The organism is Rhodopila sp., from assembly GCF_965276935.1.
Lineage (GTDB): Bacteria > Pseudomonadota > Alphaproteobacteria > Acetobacterales > Acetobacteraceae > Rhodopila.
The window spans coordinates 229,856-245,147 of sequence record NZ_CBDIBS010000001.1 but is presented as its reverse complement, the minus strand read 5'-3'; the positions used below and the strand labels follow the sequence as shown (position 1 = coordinate 245,147).

Here is a 15,292-nt window from a genome sequence, read left to right as displayed (position 1 = left end):
TTCATCATGACACAGGATACCGATCATCTCGGCCGCCCGATCGTTGCCATTACCGGCATGGGCATCGTCACGTCCCTCGGGCAGGGCCAGTCGGACAACTGGGGCGCGCTGACCCGTGGTGTGTCGGGCATCCGCCGCATTTCCCGCTTCCCGACCGCCGGCCTGCGCACCGCCATCGCCGGCACGGTGGACTTCATTCCCGTCGCGGCGATGTCGGCCCCGGCCCTGGCGGAGCGGCTGGCCGAACTGGTGATCGAGGAAGCCATAGCGGAAGCCGCGATCGGCCGCATCGGCGATTTTCCCGGGCCACTGCTGCTGGCGCTGCCGCCGATCGAAATCGAATGGACCCAGCGCCTGGCGATCGCCGCCGCGTCGGGAGCGAACGAGGCGGTGACGTATGCCGATCTGCTTCGCACCGCCGGCAGCGGCGGGTTCGAGCCGTACTATCGGCGGTTCCTGTTCGGCTCGGTCGCCGAGAACCTGGCCGATCGGTTCGGCACCAGGGGATCGCCGGTGGCGACCTCGACCGCCTGCGCCTCGGGCGGAACCGCGATCCAGCTTGGCGTCGAAGCGATCCGCCGGCGGGAGACGGAGGCCGCGCTGGTGGTGGGCACCGATGCCTCGGTCAATCCCGAAAGCCTGATCCGGTTTTCCCTGCTGTCGGCGCTGTCCACGCGGAATGATCCGCCGGCGGCCGCATCCCGCCCGTTCAGCAAGGACCGGGAAGGCTTCGTGATGGCCGAGGGCGCCGGGGCGCTGGTGCTGGAAAGCCTGTCCGGCGCGCGGGCCCGAGGTGCCGCGGTGCTGGCGGTGCTGGAGGGCTGCGGCGAGGTCGCGGACGGGTTCCACCGCACCCGGTCCTCACCGGACGGCAAGCCGATCATCGCCTGCATGCGCAATGCCCTGATTGACGCGGGCCTGCCACCCGAGGCGATCGGCTACGTCAACGCGCATGGCACCGGCACGCCGGAGAATGACAAGATGGAGTGGGTCGGGCTGTCGGCGGTGTTCGGGGCGCGGGCTGGCGCGATCCCGATCTCGTCGAACAAGTCGATGATCGGGCACAGCCTGACGGCGGCCGGCGCGGTGGAGGCGATCTTCACCGTGCTGTCGATCCGTGACGGGCTGCTGCCGCCGACGATCAACTATGAAACGCCCGATCCGGCGCTGCCGGTGGATTGCGTGCCGAACGTGGCGCGTGCGGCCAGCGTGCGGCATGCGATCTCGAACTCGTTCGGGTTTGGCGGGCAGAATGTGTGCCTGGTGATCGGGGCGGCGGGATGAGATTGTTTACAATTCTGCAATGGTGACTTTCGTTTATCCTGACGTGGGAAAACGCATAGTGTCACTCGAACCATTATCGCAATGTATTAAAGGATTAGCAAACGTATGCGTCGACGTGACGGATTGCCATTCTGGATTAACGAACCCAAGCAACACACCAAGGCGCTTCGACGGGTCGATCTAGAGTCGAGCACCGCTCCAGGCGTCTACGATGAGGCTTGGCTGCAAGGTCTTCTACACCGCCATCCGGAGGTGCTACCGATTGAGCAAATCGAGCCAGGATTTGGCGATCTTATTCCCTTGTGCCGCGAGCTGCCGCTTAGTTTCGGTGGCGGCAGGTCTGGAGCACTAGACAACCTGTTTGTCACCCGGGATGGTGGCCTTGTCTTCATCGAAGCAAAACTTTGGCGAAATCCGGAAGCACGTCGAGCCGTTGTTGCTCAGGCAATGGAATACGCCGCTGCTGTATTCGGAATGAACTACAGCGAGCTGCAGCGCGCGGTTATCAAGGCACGCTGCGTGGACAAAGCGACCGAAACTTCCCTATTCGGAATTGTAAATGCTCATGCCGGAGAACTTGACGAAGCCGAATTCATCGATGCGATATCACGAAATTTGCGGCGAGGACGTGCAATCATTGCAGTCGTTGGAGACGGTATCCGCGAGGACATCCTCCCGCTCGTCAACCTGTTGCAAAGCCACGCTGGACATCGGTTTACGTTCGCACTGGTGGAGTTGGCGATCTATGAGACCCCGGAGCAAGGCGTGCGCCTCGTGGTGCCGTCAATCTTGGCCCAGACCGCACTGATCGAGCGAGGCGTCATACGGATTGAAGGTGATGGTCTACACGGTGTTCGAGTTGAGGTTGCAGCGCCTCCTGACTCATCGTCCGTGGTTATTGGTCAGAGGATGACCATCGGCGAGGACGAGTTCTTCGAGAAACTTGGGCAGACAGACCTTCGGCTACCGGAACTTCTAAAGGCTTTTTTGGCTAAGGCCGAAGCACTGAATGTCTACACTGAGTTTCAGAGTGCGCTAAGTCTAAAGCATGCTTCACCAGAGGGAAAGCCACTCAACATGGGCACCATTCGCAAGGATGGATTTGTCGATACATCGCCCGTGACGTGGTGGGGACGTACGAAGTTCGGGGCTATCTATAACAACGCTCTGGCTGCTCAGATCGGCGGAAAAGTCAATTCGGCCAAGCAAGGACAAGAGTCCGCCGTGCGCACTGCGGCTGCTAAAACACCAAAACTGTCAGATTTTCTGCCTCAGCATGAGCAGGCATGGCTTGATGCTATTGAACAATATATTCGATCTACTCTTAATGAAGCCCCTGACGAGTCCCAGGTACGCAACATTGCTGATGAGCAGGTGCGAAGCAGCTTACCAGAAGAATGTTGAACAGCTATCGCCGGCAGGTACGAGTCAAAGCAGACAAATAGTCATGGCTGTCGTCAAAATGCCGGTTTTGGCGACCACGCGGAGGCGGCTGGCAAACGATTCCTGCTGAAGTGAATACATTCATTTGGCATCCCGCTGCTCTCGCGCCAAAGTAGCGCCGGGAGGAACCTAGAATGCCAACAGAACGCAAGACCGCCATCGTCACCGGTGCCGCCAGCGGCATCGGGCGTGCCATGGCGCTGGGTCTGTCCGAAGCCGGGGTCGACGTGGTCGCGGTGGATCGCAACGCAGCGGGGCTGGATACCCTGCCCGCGCCGATCCTGCCGCTGGCGGCTGATCTGGCACAACCGGCCTCGTTCGACACCATCGTCGCCGAGACCCTGCGCGCATTCGGCCGCATCGACATCCTGGTCAACAACGCCGGGATCGGCCAGGCGGCGGTGCGCGCCAATCAGCGCAGCAACCCGATCCGCTTCTGGCAAGCGACGGGCGAGCAATGGCAGCAGTTCCTGACGGTCAACGCCACCGCACCGATCATGCTGACCCACGCCGTGCTGCCGCACATGCTGAAAGCCGACCGGGGCCGCGTCATCACCGTCACCACCAGCCTGGGCACGATGGTGCGCGACGGGTACCTGCTCTACGGCGCCAGCAAGGCGGCGCTGGAGTCGGCGATGGCGGTGCTGGCGGCCGACCTGACCGGCACCGGTGTCACCGCCAACGTGCTGGTGCCCGGCGGCGTCACCGATACGCCGCTGGTCGGCGACCACGGCGACCGCACCAAGATGCTGCGGCCGGAAATCATGGTCCCGCCGCTCCTGTGGCTGATCTCGGACGAGGCCGCCAAGATCAGCGGCCGGCGGTTCATCGCGGCGGACTGGGATACCTCGCTGCCGTCGGCCCAGGCGGCGGAGGGCGCCGGCGCACCGGTTGCGTGGCTGGGCATCGCGCGGATGCCGATCGAGCCGCAATGAACCAGGGTCTGCAGGTTCCCGCGACCGCTGCGTAGTCACCGAGTCTGGCACCCCAAGCCGCGGCCAGCCTGGTGTCCTGGATCAGACGTGCGCCATGGTGGGCGAACCCCTGACCCCGGCCACCAGCTATGTGTTTTCAGTGGCCTGCTGATCGCCTGCGTCCGTCACAGGATGCGATCAACTTCGGGGGCAGGACAGCAGATAAGGCCTTGCCCTGCGATCAATCGCTGCACGCGGTCTGCTGGGCCGGGTCGGTATCGTCCTCGCAGGCAAGCGGGTCGGCGTCGGGTGCTGACTGAGCCGGCGTCGGGTGCAAGACCGCGTCGCAGCGCGCCGGATACTTGTCAGGCCCCATCAACGCGGCACGGGTGCAGGCGGCGCGCATCGTATCGTCATAAGCCCGCTGCGCGCCCACGGTGTCGGTCCTGGGCTGGTGATTCCGCCTTGCCGCGCGGGCTGCGGCGAGTTGCTGATGGAACCAGTCCGGCGGGTGAACGCGTGCCGCGGGACGCGGCGGCTTGGGCGGCGGTTGTTCGGCGCAGCCGGCGGCCAGCATGATGAAGCCGCCGATCGCGACCATGAGCAGCCCTTGCATCGGCCTCATCGCAACTGTCTTCAGACCCATGAAGTTAACTCGATGCTCCGGTGGTCCGACCATACAAACGGGGTGGGTCATCTGTCGAGCTTGATCGGCGACGGCGGCGGTCTGAAGCGGTCTGCCGAGCAGCAAAAAACGCCGGAAATGACCCGGCATCCGCTCCGCCGTCAAGCGCCGGCTCGTTTACGGACCTATGGTCAAATGGCCGATGGCAAGCTCGATTAGCCGCCGGTTGACGACATCCGGCTCCGTTGGGCGGTCAATCACATACGGTTGCGCCCGCCGCCGTGGACCGGCGCGCTGGGCTGGCTGACCTGTGGAGCGCGTCCTGACGCCACTGGCGCTTTTGCCGAGGCAAATCCTGGCCGTGCGCCACCGCCGCCAGCGGGGCGACCGCTTGGGATCGGCCGGTCGATCCCGCCAGGCGGCGCTGGCGGCCGAATGAAGCCGGCTGGAGGCCTGACCTGGCGACCGACGGAGCGATCAGCGCCGCCGGTCGCGGTCGGCGGACGCAAACCATTGCCAGGCGTGATAACGTTTGGAAGGCTGGATCCGCCGGACGGACCGCCGCTGAATGAGCCGATCGGACGCGGCGGCCGGAACCCACCGATCGGCCGGTTGTTCACCGTGGCCGGACGCCAGTCCGGATCGCGGACAGGCGGACGGTTAACGTTGATGCCGTTGAAGCGGTTGACGTTAACGGATATCTTGCGGTCACGCCAGTTCGGCCGAACCCAGCCCCACAGGCCGCCGACGATCACCACGCCCACGCCGAACGCCAGCCCAGTGGCCAGTCCGGGACCGAACCCGTAGCCAGGCGGCGGCGGCAGATCGACCGGCGGATAGGACGGATAGGGCCATGCACCATACACCTGCGCCGGCGCATAGTTCGGCACGTAGACCATCGCCGGCTGTGCCGGCTCGATGACAATGACCTGTGCCTCATCGCGGACCACCTGCTGATCGGTGGAGTGCAGCGCGCCGGTGATCGCCGCCTGCCGCCGCAGCCGCTGAACCGCAGCCATCACCGCACCCTGCCGTTCGGCCACCGCATAGCCAAGCTGCTGCAGCCACGGGAGCTGACCGTTCATCATCGCCAGCACCTGCGGAAACGGCACCAGCGACTTTACTGAGGGATCCCAGTCCTGCTGCGCCAGCGCCTGCGTCAACGCATCACCCCGCAGCGCGCGATTGGCGGGATCGTCAATCCAGCGGGCCGCCTGCACGACCTCGAGCGGATAGGCGGACGCCATCAGGACCTGGGTCAGCAGTTGGTCGGGATACAGCGCGATCGGTGCCAGGATCGCATCAAGCTGTTCGGGCGGATAATCCGGTGTTGCCACGGTCGCGGCAGGTGGTGGCGGCTGTGCCGGTGACGGTGCGGGTGTCGAACCGATCAGCCACACGGCGGACAGCACGATGGCGATCAGCCGGCGCGGCACGGTCCGCTGGTGCGGTCGATGACAAGGCATGGCGGCCGGCTTCCTTTGGGTCACTTCGCGTCTTCTCCCGCGCCGCGGACGACGGCGATCTTCGGTTGCGGCTGTCTGCGGATTGGATAAAAGGACGCGAAACACGCGTCGCCGCGTTGGCATTAGGCATTGGCTTGCTGACACCGTGGCGGCACATGCGGCCGTGCGGATCGCAACGATCATGGCGACTGCAAAACCGTGGACGGATATCATGCTCGACGACCTGAAAGCCAACAACCGAGGTTGGGCGGCGCGCAAGACCGCCAGCGATCCTGGCTTTTTCTCGCGCCTGACGGGACAACAGGCGCCGGAGTACCTATGGATCGGCTGTTCCGACAGCCGTGTCCCGGCCAACGAGATCGTCGGGCTCGACCCCGGCGAACTTTTCGTGCATCGCAACGTAGCCAACCTGGCACCGCCGCAGGACGCCAACTACCTGTCGGTGCTGCAGTTCGCCGTCGACGTCCTGAAGGTCCGGCACATCCTGGTCGTCGGCCACTACGGCTGTGGTGGCGTCGCGGCGGCGGTGGACGGACGGCGGCGCGGACTGGTCGACCATTGGCTGCACCCGATCCGCGAGATCCACCGCGCGCACCGCCACGAACTCGACGCCATCGCGGACCAACGCGCACGCCTGAATCGCCTATGCGAGCTCAATGTCGTCGGCCAGGTCAAGAACGTCACGTCCGACGTCTTCGTCCAGGACGCCTGGGAGCGCGGACAGAAGATCAGCGTGCATGGCTGGGTTTACTCGATCGCCGATGGGCTGGTCAGGGACCTGAATGTCACGGTCGAGCGGCCGGAGGACATCCCGGCGCTGGGATGATATCCGCCGGTCGGCGCCCGGTGTGCCAACGTGTGTGAGGCCCATCCAGGCAGCGGACCGGATTGCCAACCCCCGCCGCAACCCCATGTCCGGTGCATGGCGAAGGTCACGGTCTGGTTCGATGGGTCCTGCCCCCTGTGTTCGAGGGAGATCGCCCTCATGCGCCGGCTGGACCGCCGCGACGCGATCTTGTTCGTCGACGCTGCCGCCGAGGGCAGCGTCTGTCCGATCGGGCGTCAGGCGTTGCTGGAGCGTTTCCGCGCCCGCGAAGCAGATGGACCGCTGCTGTCCGGCGCTGCCGCCTTCGCCGCCCTCTGGCGTGCCATCCCCCTGCTCCGTCCACTCGGCCTGGCAGCGCGAAACAAGCTGGTGCTGAAGGTGCTGGAGCGATTGTATCTGGGGTTCCTGCGCCTACGGCCGGCTTCGCCTGCGCTTGCCGCCAGCCGACGCCTCTGCTGAACCGATGCGCCCGCCGATTCCGCGCGCCGTGCTGGCCTATGGCCTGCTTGGCGTGATCCCGTTCCTCGCGCCGCCCGCCGCCGGGGTGTTGTTCCCGGACATCAGGCCGCTGTCGGCGGTGGTGCTGTCGCTCTACGGCGGATTGATCCTGTCGTTCCTCGGTGGCGCGCGGTGGGGTGCGGAAATCAGGCAGCCGGCGCCGCGGCCCTGGATCATCACCCTCGCCATGCTGCCGACCCTGGTGGCGCTGGCCCTGCTGCTGCTGCCATCGGCGCAGCGTCGGGGGCAGTTGCTGGGTCTTGCCGTGGCGCTTGGGGTGCATTGGCTATGGGACCTGCGGGGTGCCGACCTGCCGACCTGGTATACAAGACTGCGCACGCCGCTGACCCTGGGCGCGGCAGCCGGCCTGATCGCCGGCGCGATCGTGCTGACGGCCTGAGATGAGCCGCCTGTCGCCCGCCATAGCCTGCGTCGTTGGCGCCTCGGGCGGGATCGGCCGTGCCATCGCCGAACGTCTGGCAGTCGATCCCGCCTATGCGCGCGTCATCGCCATGTCGCGTCGCCGGCCGGCGGACTGGCGGAGCGACGACCGGCGTGGCTGGATCGGCGCCGACATCCTGGATGAGGCCAGCCTAGCGGCCGCGGCCGAGCGGATCGCGGCGGACCGGATCACGCAGGCTGGGCGGCTGACACGCATCGTCGTCGCGACGGGGCGGTTGCATGGGCCAGGACTTGTTCCGGAGAAGTCGATGCGGGCGTTGTCGCTCGAGGGCCTGAGCGGGCTGTTCGCGGTGAACGCCGCGGGTCCCGCACTGGTCGCCAAGCATCTGCTGCCGCTGACGCCAAGGGCCGAACCCAGCCTGTTCGCCGCCTTGTCGGCGCGGGTGGGCAGCATCGGCGACAACCAGCTTGGCGGCTGGTACGGCTACCGCGCGTCGAAGGCGGCGCTGAACATGCTGATCCGCAGCCTGGCGATCGAGCACCGCCGCACGCGGCCGCTTTGTGTCTGCGTCGCGCTGCATCCCGGCACGGTCGATACGGCGCTGAGTGCACCGTTCCAGGCCGGTGTCGCGCCAGCGCGGCTGTTCAGTCCCGCACAGGCGGCGGCGGCTCTGCTGGCGGTGATGGACGGGTTGGGCCCGACGGCGAACGGCGGCTTCTTTGCCTGGGACGGTGCCCCGATCCCATGGTAGGCAGCGGCACCACCGTTTCGACGCCTGCGTCACGCCGTCCCGCACGACCTTCAGGAAGCCAACATCGCCGAACAAGATCGTCTGCCTGGGTTATTCTGCCGCAGGTCCTGCGGGGAGCCGATGGAACCAGGCGGAAGCAGTACAATCAGCTTTCCGTGAACGGCCAATCCGGCTAATCTGACTGCCATCAGCGGCGCAGCTCAGGCGTCGCGACTGGCGGGATAGCCGCAGGCTGACCCGTCAGAAGGCGTGCATCACGCGATCAAGCAAGGTGCTAGACCATGATCGGACACCGGCATAATGCAACCTCGGACGATCATGGCGGCAGGGCCGGATCGCCGAGGACAGAGGACAAGCGTGTCCGGGCTACGCCACGAACCCGATCGGGACGGGTTCGGCGCGTTCCGGGAGCAGGCAATGCAAACGGCGGCGGCTGACTTTGATGAAGCGGCCTATCTGGCCGCCAATCCGGATGTTGCCGCGGCGGTCGACGCCGGGACCATCGCATCGGGCCTGACGCACTATACCCGTCACGGCATGAACGAAAATCGCTCGTTGCGGCCGGGCGTGCGTGCGCTTCCCTTGAAGTTTCCCTTTCGGCCTGACCTGGTGCCGCAGCGGCGGGACCGAATACTGGCCAATCTGGATCTTCCGGCATTGGAGGGCATGGAGATCGGCGCCCTGACCACGCCATTGGTGACCCCCGCGGAAGGCGACATCCGCTATGTCGACCATGCCGATACCGCTTCCCTGCGAGACATCTACCGCACGCATGATGGCGTCGACATCAGCAAGATCGTGACCGTCGATCATGTCTGGGGTGAACGAACGCTGCAGGAATGCATCGGGTCCGATCGCAAGGTCGACTACGTCGTCGCCTCGCACGTCATCGAGCATGTCCCTGACCTTGTCGCCTGGTTCGCCGAGGTCCGCACCGTTCTACGGCCGCATGGCAGCCTGCGGCTTGCCGTTCCCGATCGCCGCTTCACCTTTGATTATCTGCGGTGCGAGAGCCGGATCCACGATGTGCTTGACGCCTATCTGCGACAGGCGCGGACGCCGCTGCCGCGCGCGGTCATCGAGCACCACAGTCTGCTGCGATACGTCGAGGTCGCGGCGGCCTGGAACGGTCCGCTCGATGCCGCCGGTCTGCAGCCCTATGCCTCCACGCGTATCGGTCTGGATCTGGCGCGGGACGCGATCGCGAACGGAACCTACCACGACGTTCACTGCTGGGTCTTCACGCCGACGTCGTTCGCGGCCCTGTGTCTTGAGTTGGCTGAACTTGATCTGCTTGCGCTGGCGTGCGATTACTTCATTGATACTGCCCCCAACGAAGCCGAGTTCTACGTCAGCATGGCGCCCGCTGACCGCAGGGAGGACATCGTTGCAAGCTGGCTAGGAATGCATAAGTCGCTACAGGAATCCGGCGCCGACCAGAGGCCATGGAGCGTGATCGCCTGAGGCTGATCCATCGACAGGCAACGGTCAGGGGTCCGCGGCGCAATGGGCCGCAAAATTCATGAAACCGGGTCTGGTTGCGGGCCGGCCGAGGGCACAAGAGGTTCTCGACATGCGACCGCCGAATGCGACTCGCAACGAAGATTGATCAACTGATGCCAGGCCGGATCAGCCGTTCCGCTCAGCCCGCCGGGGTAACGCCGAACCGCCGCAGCCACGCCATGGCGCGCTTCCATGCATCCTCGGCATCCGCCTGCCGATAACTTGGACGATAGTCGGCATGGAACCCATGCCCGGCGTCCGGGTAGATGACAATATCGACCAGCTTATGGGCGGCCTTTGCCTTCGCCTCTGCCTGCCGCACCAGATCGACCGGGATGCTGGGGTCCTGGCCACCATACAGGCCCAGCAGCGGACACTTGATCTGGTCGGCCAGATCCAGCACCGTCCGGGGCTGGATCGGCGAGGGCGTGCCCCCGATCGGCCCATAGAACGCCACCGCCGCCTTCAGGTGCGGGCTGTGCGCGGCATATAGCCAGGTCTGCCGGCCGCCGCGGCAAAAGCCGATCACACCCACCCGCGTGGAACTGCCGCGATGCTGTACCGCCCAGGCCGTGGTCGAATCGAGATCCGCCATATACTGCGCGTCGGGCGCCTTGGAGATGACATCCTTCACGATCTGGCTGGCGTCGGTCATCTTCGAAAGGTCAGCGATCCGCGCATAGTATTCCGTCGCGACGGCAAGGTAGCCCTGCTTGGCCAGCCGGCGGCAAATGTCCTTGATGTACTCGTGGACGCCGAAAATCTCCTCATTCACCAGCACCACCGGAAATTCACCGTGCTTCGCCGGATGGGCGAAATAGGCTGGCAGGCGGCCCTTGTCGGTGGGGATCTCGGTCTCGCCAACCTCCAGCCCTTCGCTGTCAGTATGGATTGCCTGCGCCTCGGCGCGCTGCGTAGCGAGCGTGAAGCCGCTGATCAAGCCGGTCATCATCATGCCGCGGCGCGCCAGCGGGTAATTGCGCAAGCCGGCGATTTCGGTCGTGTCATCCATGTCCGTGTTTGTCTCCTGGAAGCGTGCGGCATGCGCCTGTCGTGACCGGATGGGCAGGCGTCCGCCGTTCGTGACCGGCTTTGCCTCAGCTCTTCACAGGCGGTTGCGGGTCAGCACCGGTTGGAACCACGACGAACCCAGCCACTTGCGGCACATGACCGGTGTTCGGCCTTGGGGGAGCAAGACCGCTACTTCATCGCCTTTTGCAGGTTATCGTCCAGTTTCGCCAGGAATGCCTGGGTGTTCAGCCAAGGCTGCTCCGGGCTGATCAGGGTCGCCAGGTCGCGGGTCATGGCGCCGGACTCGACTGTTTCGATGCACACCTTCTCCAGCGTCTCCGCGAAGCCGGTCACATCGGGCGTGCCATCGAACTGGCCGCGATGGATCAGGCCGCGGGTCCAGGCGAAGATCGAGGCGATCGGGTTGGTCGAGGTCTCCTTGCCCTGCTGGTGCTGGCGGTAGTGGCGGGTCACTGTGCCATGCGCGGCTTCCGCTTCCACCTTGGTGCCGTCGGGGCTGAGCAGCACCGAGGTCATCAGCCCGAGCGAGCCGAAACCCTGCGCCACGGTGTCGGACTGGACGTCGCCGTCGTAGTTCTTGCAGGCCCAGACATAGGCGCCGTTCCACTTCAGCGCGCAGGCGACCATGTCGTCGATCAGCCGGTGTTCGTAGGTCAAGCCGCGCTTGTCGAATTCGGCCTTGAACTCGTTCTGGTAGATTGTCGCGAAGATATCCATGAAGAAGCCGTCATAGGTCTTCAGGATGGTGTTCTTGGTGGAGAAGTACAGCGGCCAGCCGCGCATCAGCGCGTAGTTAAAGCTGGCGCGGGCGAAGCCCTCGATCGAGACGCGGGTGTTGTGCATGCCCATGGCGACGCCGCCGCCTTCGCCGAACGCCTGGACTTCCAGCGTCTGTGCCGGTCCGCCATCGGCCGGCTGGTAGGTCATGCTGACCTTGCCGGGCCCGGGGACCTTCATCTCCACGGCGCGGTAGACATCGCCGTAGGCGTGGCGGCCGATGACGATCGGCTGGGTCCAGTGCGGCACCAGGCGGGGGACGTTGTCGCAGATGATCGGCTCGCGGAAGATCGTGCCGTCCAGGATGTTGCGCAGCGTGCCGTTCGGGCTGCGATACATGCGCTTCAGGCCGAACTCCTTCACCCGCGCCTCATCGGGGGTGATGGTGGCGCATTTGACGCCGACGCCATACCGGGCGATGGCGTGGGCGGCGTCGACGGTGACCTGATCGTCGGTCTGGTCGCGGTACTCCATCCCGAGGTCGTAGTATTTCAGGTCGATATCCAGATACGGCAGGATCAGCTTGTCCTTGATGAAACCCCAGATGATGCGGGTCATCTCATCCCCGTCGAGTTCGACGACCGGGGTCTTCACCTTGATTTTCGCCATTCTGTCCTCTTGGGCATCCGACTGCCGAAGCCGGATCGCCGGTTGTTTTGATGCGCCGGACCATCGCACCGGGCGGCGGTCAGGGCAAGCGGCTGTCTCGGGCCGTTCGTCCAGCATCTTGCTACATAAGTTTTGAAAGGGTTGCCAAAGCGGTTTCTCTGGCTTCCCGCCTTTATCGTTGCCTGACGTGATCAATGACCGACGTCCGGAAGGAGTCAGGCCGGTTCGTACCGTCTGGTCTGCGTGGAGAGCTGCCTGTCCGCAGCTTGTCCTAGCCAGGTTAACTGTGCCGCCTTGATGACTCGGCCGTGGTCGAGGGCACGCTGACCGGAGTGACGTGACATCTGATCGGGTTACGACCCGGCGGCCGCGCGACAAGATCGCTGGTCAGGCCGCCACGCGCTTGACGATACCTTCCGCCAGCAGGCTCCGCGCCGTGTCGATGATCGCGTCGTCGTTGCTCCGCGGCGCCCACCCGAGTTCGCGCTTCGCCTTTTCGGCGGAGACCGGCCGTTCCTTATCGATCTCGAACAGCCGGCCACGCACGGCCGGGTCGAACATCGCCGACATCCGCACGAGCCAACTCGGCAACCGGCGGGCGGGCACCTTGCCCGCCATCTCGGGCACGCGTTCGCGCAGCACCCGCGCGATGTCCTCCATCCAGTAGAATGGTCCAGCTCCGATGAAGCGCTGCCCGGCGGCATCCGGTGCGCGTAGCGCCCGGACATGCAAGTCGGCGATGTCGCGCACATCGGTGAGCGGCCAGCCGAAGGCTGGCAGGCCGGGTAACGAACCGTCCATCAGCTTCTTGACGATGTCGAGCGAGGCCGAGAAGTCGCCGCCGAGCACCGGACCGATCACCGCGCCGGGGCAGACGGTGACGAGTTCCAGCGCCCCGCCCTCGCGGGAGTGCCAGTCCCAGGCAGCGCGCTCCGCGATCATCTTGGACCGCTCATAGGCGGAGCTGTCGGTGCGGTTGCTCGGGTCGGACCAGTCCGCCTCGGTAAACGGCTGTGATCGTCCGCCATGGCCGTAGGTCACCGCAGCCGTCGATGAGGTCATCACCACCCGCCGCACGCCGGCGTCGCGGGCCGCCTTGAGCACCCGCAGTGTGCCGTCGCGGGCCGGCCGCACCAGTTCCTCGTCATTCCTCGGATTGCGCGCCGGGAAGGGTGATGCGACGTGCAGCACGCCCGAGCAGTCGGAACAGGCCTCCCGCCAGCCGGCATCAGCGTTGAGATCGGCGACCACGATCTTAAGTCTTTCGTCAGTCCTTGCGACCTTACGGATCGCGGCGCGGACCGCCGCCTCACGTGTGAGGCTGCGGACGGTCGTGCTAACGTGTGAACCTTCCTGAAGAAGCTGGGCAATGCAGAAGCTTGCGATGTACCCCGATCCACCCGTCACCAGCACACGTTCAGACTCGACCATGACGCTCTCCTCGCCTGCATGCAGATTTAGACATATTATACATTGAATGTCTAGTCCGTCTAATCCTGGCTTGAGACGTGTTTTTGCCGCGGCGCTGACGCTGTTTGGCCGTCACGGCTTCCAGCGGACAAGCATGGCCGACATCGCGCGCGAGGCTGGGATTGCGCGGGCGACGCTTTATCTCCGCTTTCCTGACAAGCCCGCGCTGTTCGAGGCACTGGCGTCGTCGTTGGTTGATGAAGCGCTCGCCCGCGCGGAGGCGGCCTGGGTTCCTGATGCGTCACTGTCGGAGAACATTGCCGCGACCCTGCTCGCCAAGGATCTCGGCTTCTTTCACATCCTCAATGCGACGCCGCACGGCGCGGAGTTGCTGGAACTCGAGGCCGAGCGGACGGCCGCCCATGTGGCCCGGCTCGATGCGCGGTTCGCCGCGCTGCTCGCCAAACGCGGTCGTGAGGCGGCGCAGCAGGGCGCGGACCTGACGGCCTTCGGCGGTGCGGACGGCTTCGCGGCGTTCCTGGCGACCGCCGGTTCAAGCCTCAAGCACGAGACGCGCACCGAGCAGGCATTCCGTTCAATCGTTGATCGCCTGGCGCGCGTCGCAGCGCGCGCGGCGGGTCAGACCTGAACCTTGGGCCCGAGAGCAAGAGGTGACCCAGGAGAAGCTGGCGCGATCTAATGGCTGGAAACGCCCGACCGGCTGATGTGTAGCGGCCCGCACCGCAGCGAGCGTTGCGGAATTTGAACCGGTCCACCGTGGCGAAGGCAAACATGTCCGCTTTGAGGGAGCCTCGAAGTCGCCTGGAACGACCGACATAGGCGCGAAGGCGGCCATCTGGGCCGTGGAGCTATGATCGCTTCCGGAGTCGGCGACTCACCGCTTATACGATCGACTTGGGTTGAAAACGGCCAGGGGCGCCGGTGCCCATTGAGTCCCTGGTTGAAGAAGCGGGACCATGGCTGCCAAACCGGACGCGGTTTAATTGCTGTCAGATACCGGATCGACCGGCGGCAGCAGCCGGCCGGCAAGTGCGGCGGCCTCGGCGATGTCATGCGCACAGGCCGCACTGCCCTCCGCCATGGCAGGCGGTCCATAGCCCCACGCGGCGAAAATGCACGCCATGCCGGCGCCCCTCGCGGCCTGCACATCATTGCGATGGTCGCCCAGCATGATCGCACGGTCCGGGCTGCCGCCGACGCGTGCGAGCGTCGCCAGAAGATGCGCCGGATCGGGTTTGCGCACCGCGCAGCTATCACCGCCGGCGACGGCGCGCAGCAGCGGCAGCAGACCCATTGCCGCCAAAAGCGCCTGCGCCGCGCTCTCCGGCTTGTTGGTGCAGACCGCGAGCGCCCAGTCGTCCCGCGCCAGCGCCCGCAACACCGGCTCGACATTCGGGTAGAGCCGGCTTTCCACCGCCACATGAGTGCCGTAGTCGGCGGCGAAATCCGCCAGCGCCGTCGCATCCTGGGGTTGTCCATGCGCGGCGAAAGCGCGCGCGACCAATGCCGCCACGCCGTCGCCGACCATGCCGGCGACCTGCGCTGGCGTGAACGCCGGCAGCGCCCGCGTCCGCATCAGCCGGTTCAGCGCGGCCGCGATATCCGGAACGGTATCCACCAGGGTGCCATCCAGATCCAGCAGCAGGGTTCGCGCCACTCCATCGCACTCCGAAACGTGATTGAACCAGTAGCATAACGGAAAGCTTTGACATAGGTTCAGCCGGACCGCT

15 protein-coding genes are annotated in these 15,292 nt (G+C 65.3%); 9 read left to right on the top strand and 6 right to left on the bottom strand.

The window, feature by feature from the left end; genetic code table 11:
• The first annotated feature begins 6 nt into the window (after positions 1 to 6).
• The 3 genes from ACQY4S_RS01105 (at position 7) to ACQY4S_RS01095 (ending at position 3,662) form a co-directional block, all read left to right on the top strand.
• Positions 7 to 1,284, top strand: a complete 1,278-nt coding sequence (locus ACQY4S_RS01105; RefSeq protein ID WP_428483329.1) for a beta-ketoacyl-ACP synthase — start codon at positions 7 to 9, stop codon at positions 1,282 to 1,284.
• A 105-nt stretch (positions 1,285 to 1,389) separates the two neighbouring features.
• Positions 1,390 to 2,688, top strand: coding sequence for a hypothetical protein (locus ACQY4S_RS01100; RefSeq protein WP_428483328.1), 1,299 nt, complete (start codon positions 1,390 to 1,392; stop codon positions 2,686 to 2,688).
• A 173-nt stretch (positions 2,689 to 2,861) separates the two neighbouring features.
• Positions 2,862 to 3,662 carry an SDR family NAD(P)-dependent oxidoreductase gene (locus tag ACQY4S_RS01095; protein WP_428483327.1) on the top strand — a complete coding sequence of 267 codons (801 nt, stop codon included), beginning with the start codon at positions 2,862 to 2,864 and terminating at the stop codon, positions 3,660 to 3,662.
• Positions 3,663 to 3,882: 220 nt separating this feature from the next.
• On the opposite strand, the gene ACQY4S_RS01090 is transcribed toward ACQY4S_RS01095, so the two are convergent.
• Together ACQY4S_RS01090 and ACQY4S_RS01085 are read right to left on the bottom strand one after the other, a co-directional pair.
• Complete coding sequence (locus tag ACQY4S_RS01090; protein WP_428483326.1) at positions 3,883 to 4,257, bottom strand: hypothetical protein; 375 nt, start codon at positions 4,255 to 4,257, stop codon at positions 3,883 to 3,885.
• 266 nt (positions 4,258 to 4,523) lie between these two features.
• Positions 4,524 to 5,732: a DUF3300 domain-containing protein gene (locus ACQY4S_RS01085; RefSeq protein ID WP_428483325.1), complete on the bottom strand. Its 1,209-nt coding sequence runs from the start codon at positions 5,730 to 5,732 to the stop codon at positions 4,524 to 4,526.
• Positions 5,733 to 5,913: 181 nt separating this feature from the next.
• Between ACQY4S_RS01085 and ACQY4S_RS01080 the strand changes: the two genes are divergently transcribed.
• The 5 genes from ACQY4S_RS01080 (at position 5,914) to ACQY4S_RS01060 (ending at position 9,674) form a co-directional block, all read left to right on the top strand.
• Positions 5,914 to 6,558, top strand: a complete 645-nt coding sequence (locus ACQY4S_RS01080) for a carbonic anhydrase (protein WP_428483324.1) — start codon at positions 5,914 to 5,916, stop codon at positions 6,556 to 6,558.
• Positions 6,559 to 6,654: 96 nt separating this feature from the next.
• A complete protein-coding gene (locus tag ACQY4S_RS01075; protein ID WP_428483323.1) occupies positions 6,655 to 7,017 on the top strand; it encodes a thiol-disulfide oxidoreductase DCC family protein in 363 nt (120 codons plus the stop codon).
• 4 nt (positions 7,018 to 7,021) lie between these two features.
• On the top strand, positions 7,022 to 7,456 hold the full coding sequence (locus tag ACQY4S_RS01070) for a DUF3429 domain-containing protein (RefSeq protein WP_428483322.1): 435 nt from the start codon (positions 7,022 to 7,024) through the stop codon (positions 7,454 to 7,456).
• A gap of 1 nt (position 7,457) precedes the next feature.
• Positions 7,458 to 8,210, top strand: a complete 753-nt coding sequence (locus tag ACQY4S_RS01065) for an SDR family NAD(P)-dependent oxidoreductase (RefSeq protein ID WP_428483321.1) — start codon at positions 7,458 to 7,460, stop codon at positions 8,208 to 8,210.
• 357 nt (positions 8,211 to 8,567) lie between these two features.
• Positions 8,568 to 9,674: a methyltransferase domain-containing protein gene (locus tag ACQY4S_RS01060; protein ID WP_428483320.1), complete on the top strand. Its 1,107-nt coding sequence runs from the start codon at positions 8,568 to 8,570 to the stop codon at positions 9,672 to 9,674.
• Positions 9,675 to 9,852: 178 nt separating this feature from the next.
• Here ACQY4S_RS01060 and ACQY4S_RS01055 read toward each other — a convergent pair whose 3' ends face one another.
• The 3 genes from ACQY4S_RS01055 to ACQY4S_RS01045 all read right to left on the bottom strand — a co-directional run bounded on the left by ACQY4S_RS01055 (position 9,853) and on the right by ACQY4S_RS01045 (position 13,562).
• Entirely contained in the window at positions 9,853 to 10,725 is an 873-nt protein-coding gene (locus ACQY4S_RS01055) for a dienelactone hydrolase family protein (RefSeq protein ID WP_428483319.1), read from the bottom strand.
• 188 nt (positions 10,726 to 10,913) lie between these two features.
• The gene (locus ACQY4S_RS01050; RefSeq protein WP_428483318.1) at positions 10,914 to 12,131 is read right to left on the bottom strand and encodes an NADP-dependent isocitrate dehydrogenase; all 1,218 of its coding nucleotides are present in this window, start codon (positions 12,129 to 12,131) and stop codon (positions 10,914 to 10,916) included.
• A 387-nt stretch (positions 12,132 to 12,518) separates the two neighbouring features.
• Positions 12,519 to 13,562: an SDR family oxidoreductase gene (locus tag ACQY4S_RS01045; RefSeq protein WP_428483317.1), complete on the bottom strand. Its 1,044-nt coding sequence runs from the start codon at positions 13,560 to 13,562 to the stop codon at positions 12,519 to 12,521.
• A gap of 46 nt (positions 13,563 to 13,608) precedes the next feature.
• Here ACQY4S_RS01045 and ACQY4S_RS01040 point away from each other — a divergent pair, with 46 nt between their 5' ends.
• Complete coding sequence (locus ACQY4S_RS01040) at positions 13,609 to 14,190, top strand: TetR/AcrR family transcriptional regulator (protein ID WP_428483316.1); 582 nt, start codon at positions 13,609 to 13,611, stop codon at positions 14,188 to 14,190.
• A gap of 351 nt (positions 14,191 to 14,541) precedes the next feature.
• Here ACQY4S_RS01040 and ACQY4S_RS01035 read toward each other — a convergent pair whose 3' ends face one another.
• Positions 14,542 to 15,219 carry an HAD family hydrolase gene (locus tag ACQY4S_RS01035; protein WP_428483315.1) on the bottom strand — a complete coding sequence of 226 codons (678 nt, stop codon included), beginning with the start codon at positions 15,217 to 15,219 and terminating at the stop codon, positions 14,542 to 14,544.
• Positions 15,220 to 15,292: the final 73 nt, after the last annotated feature.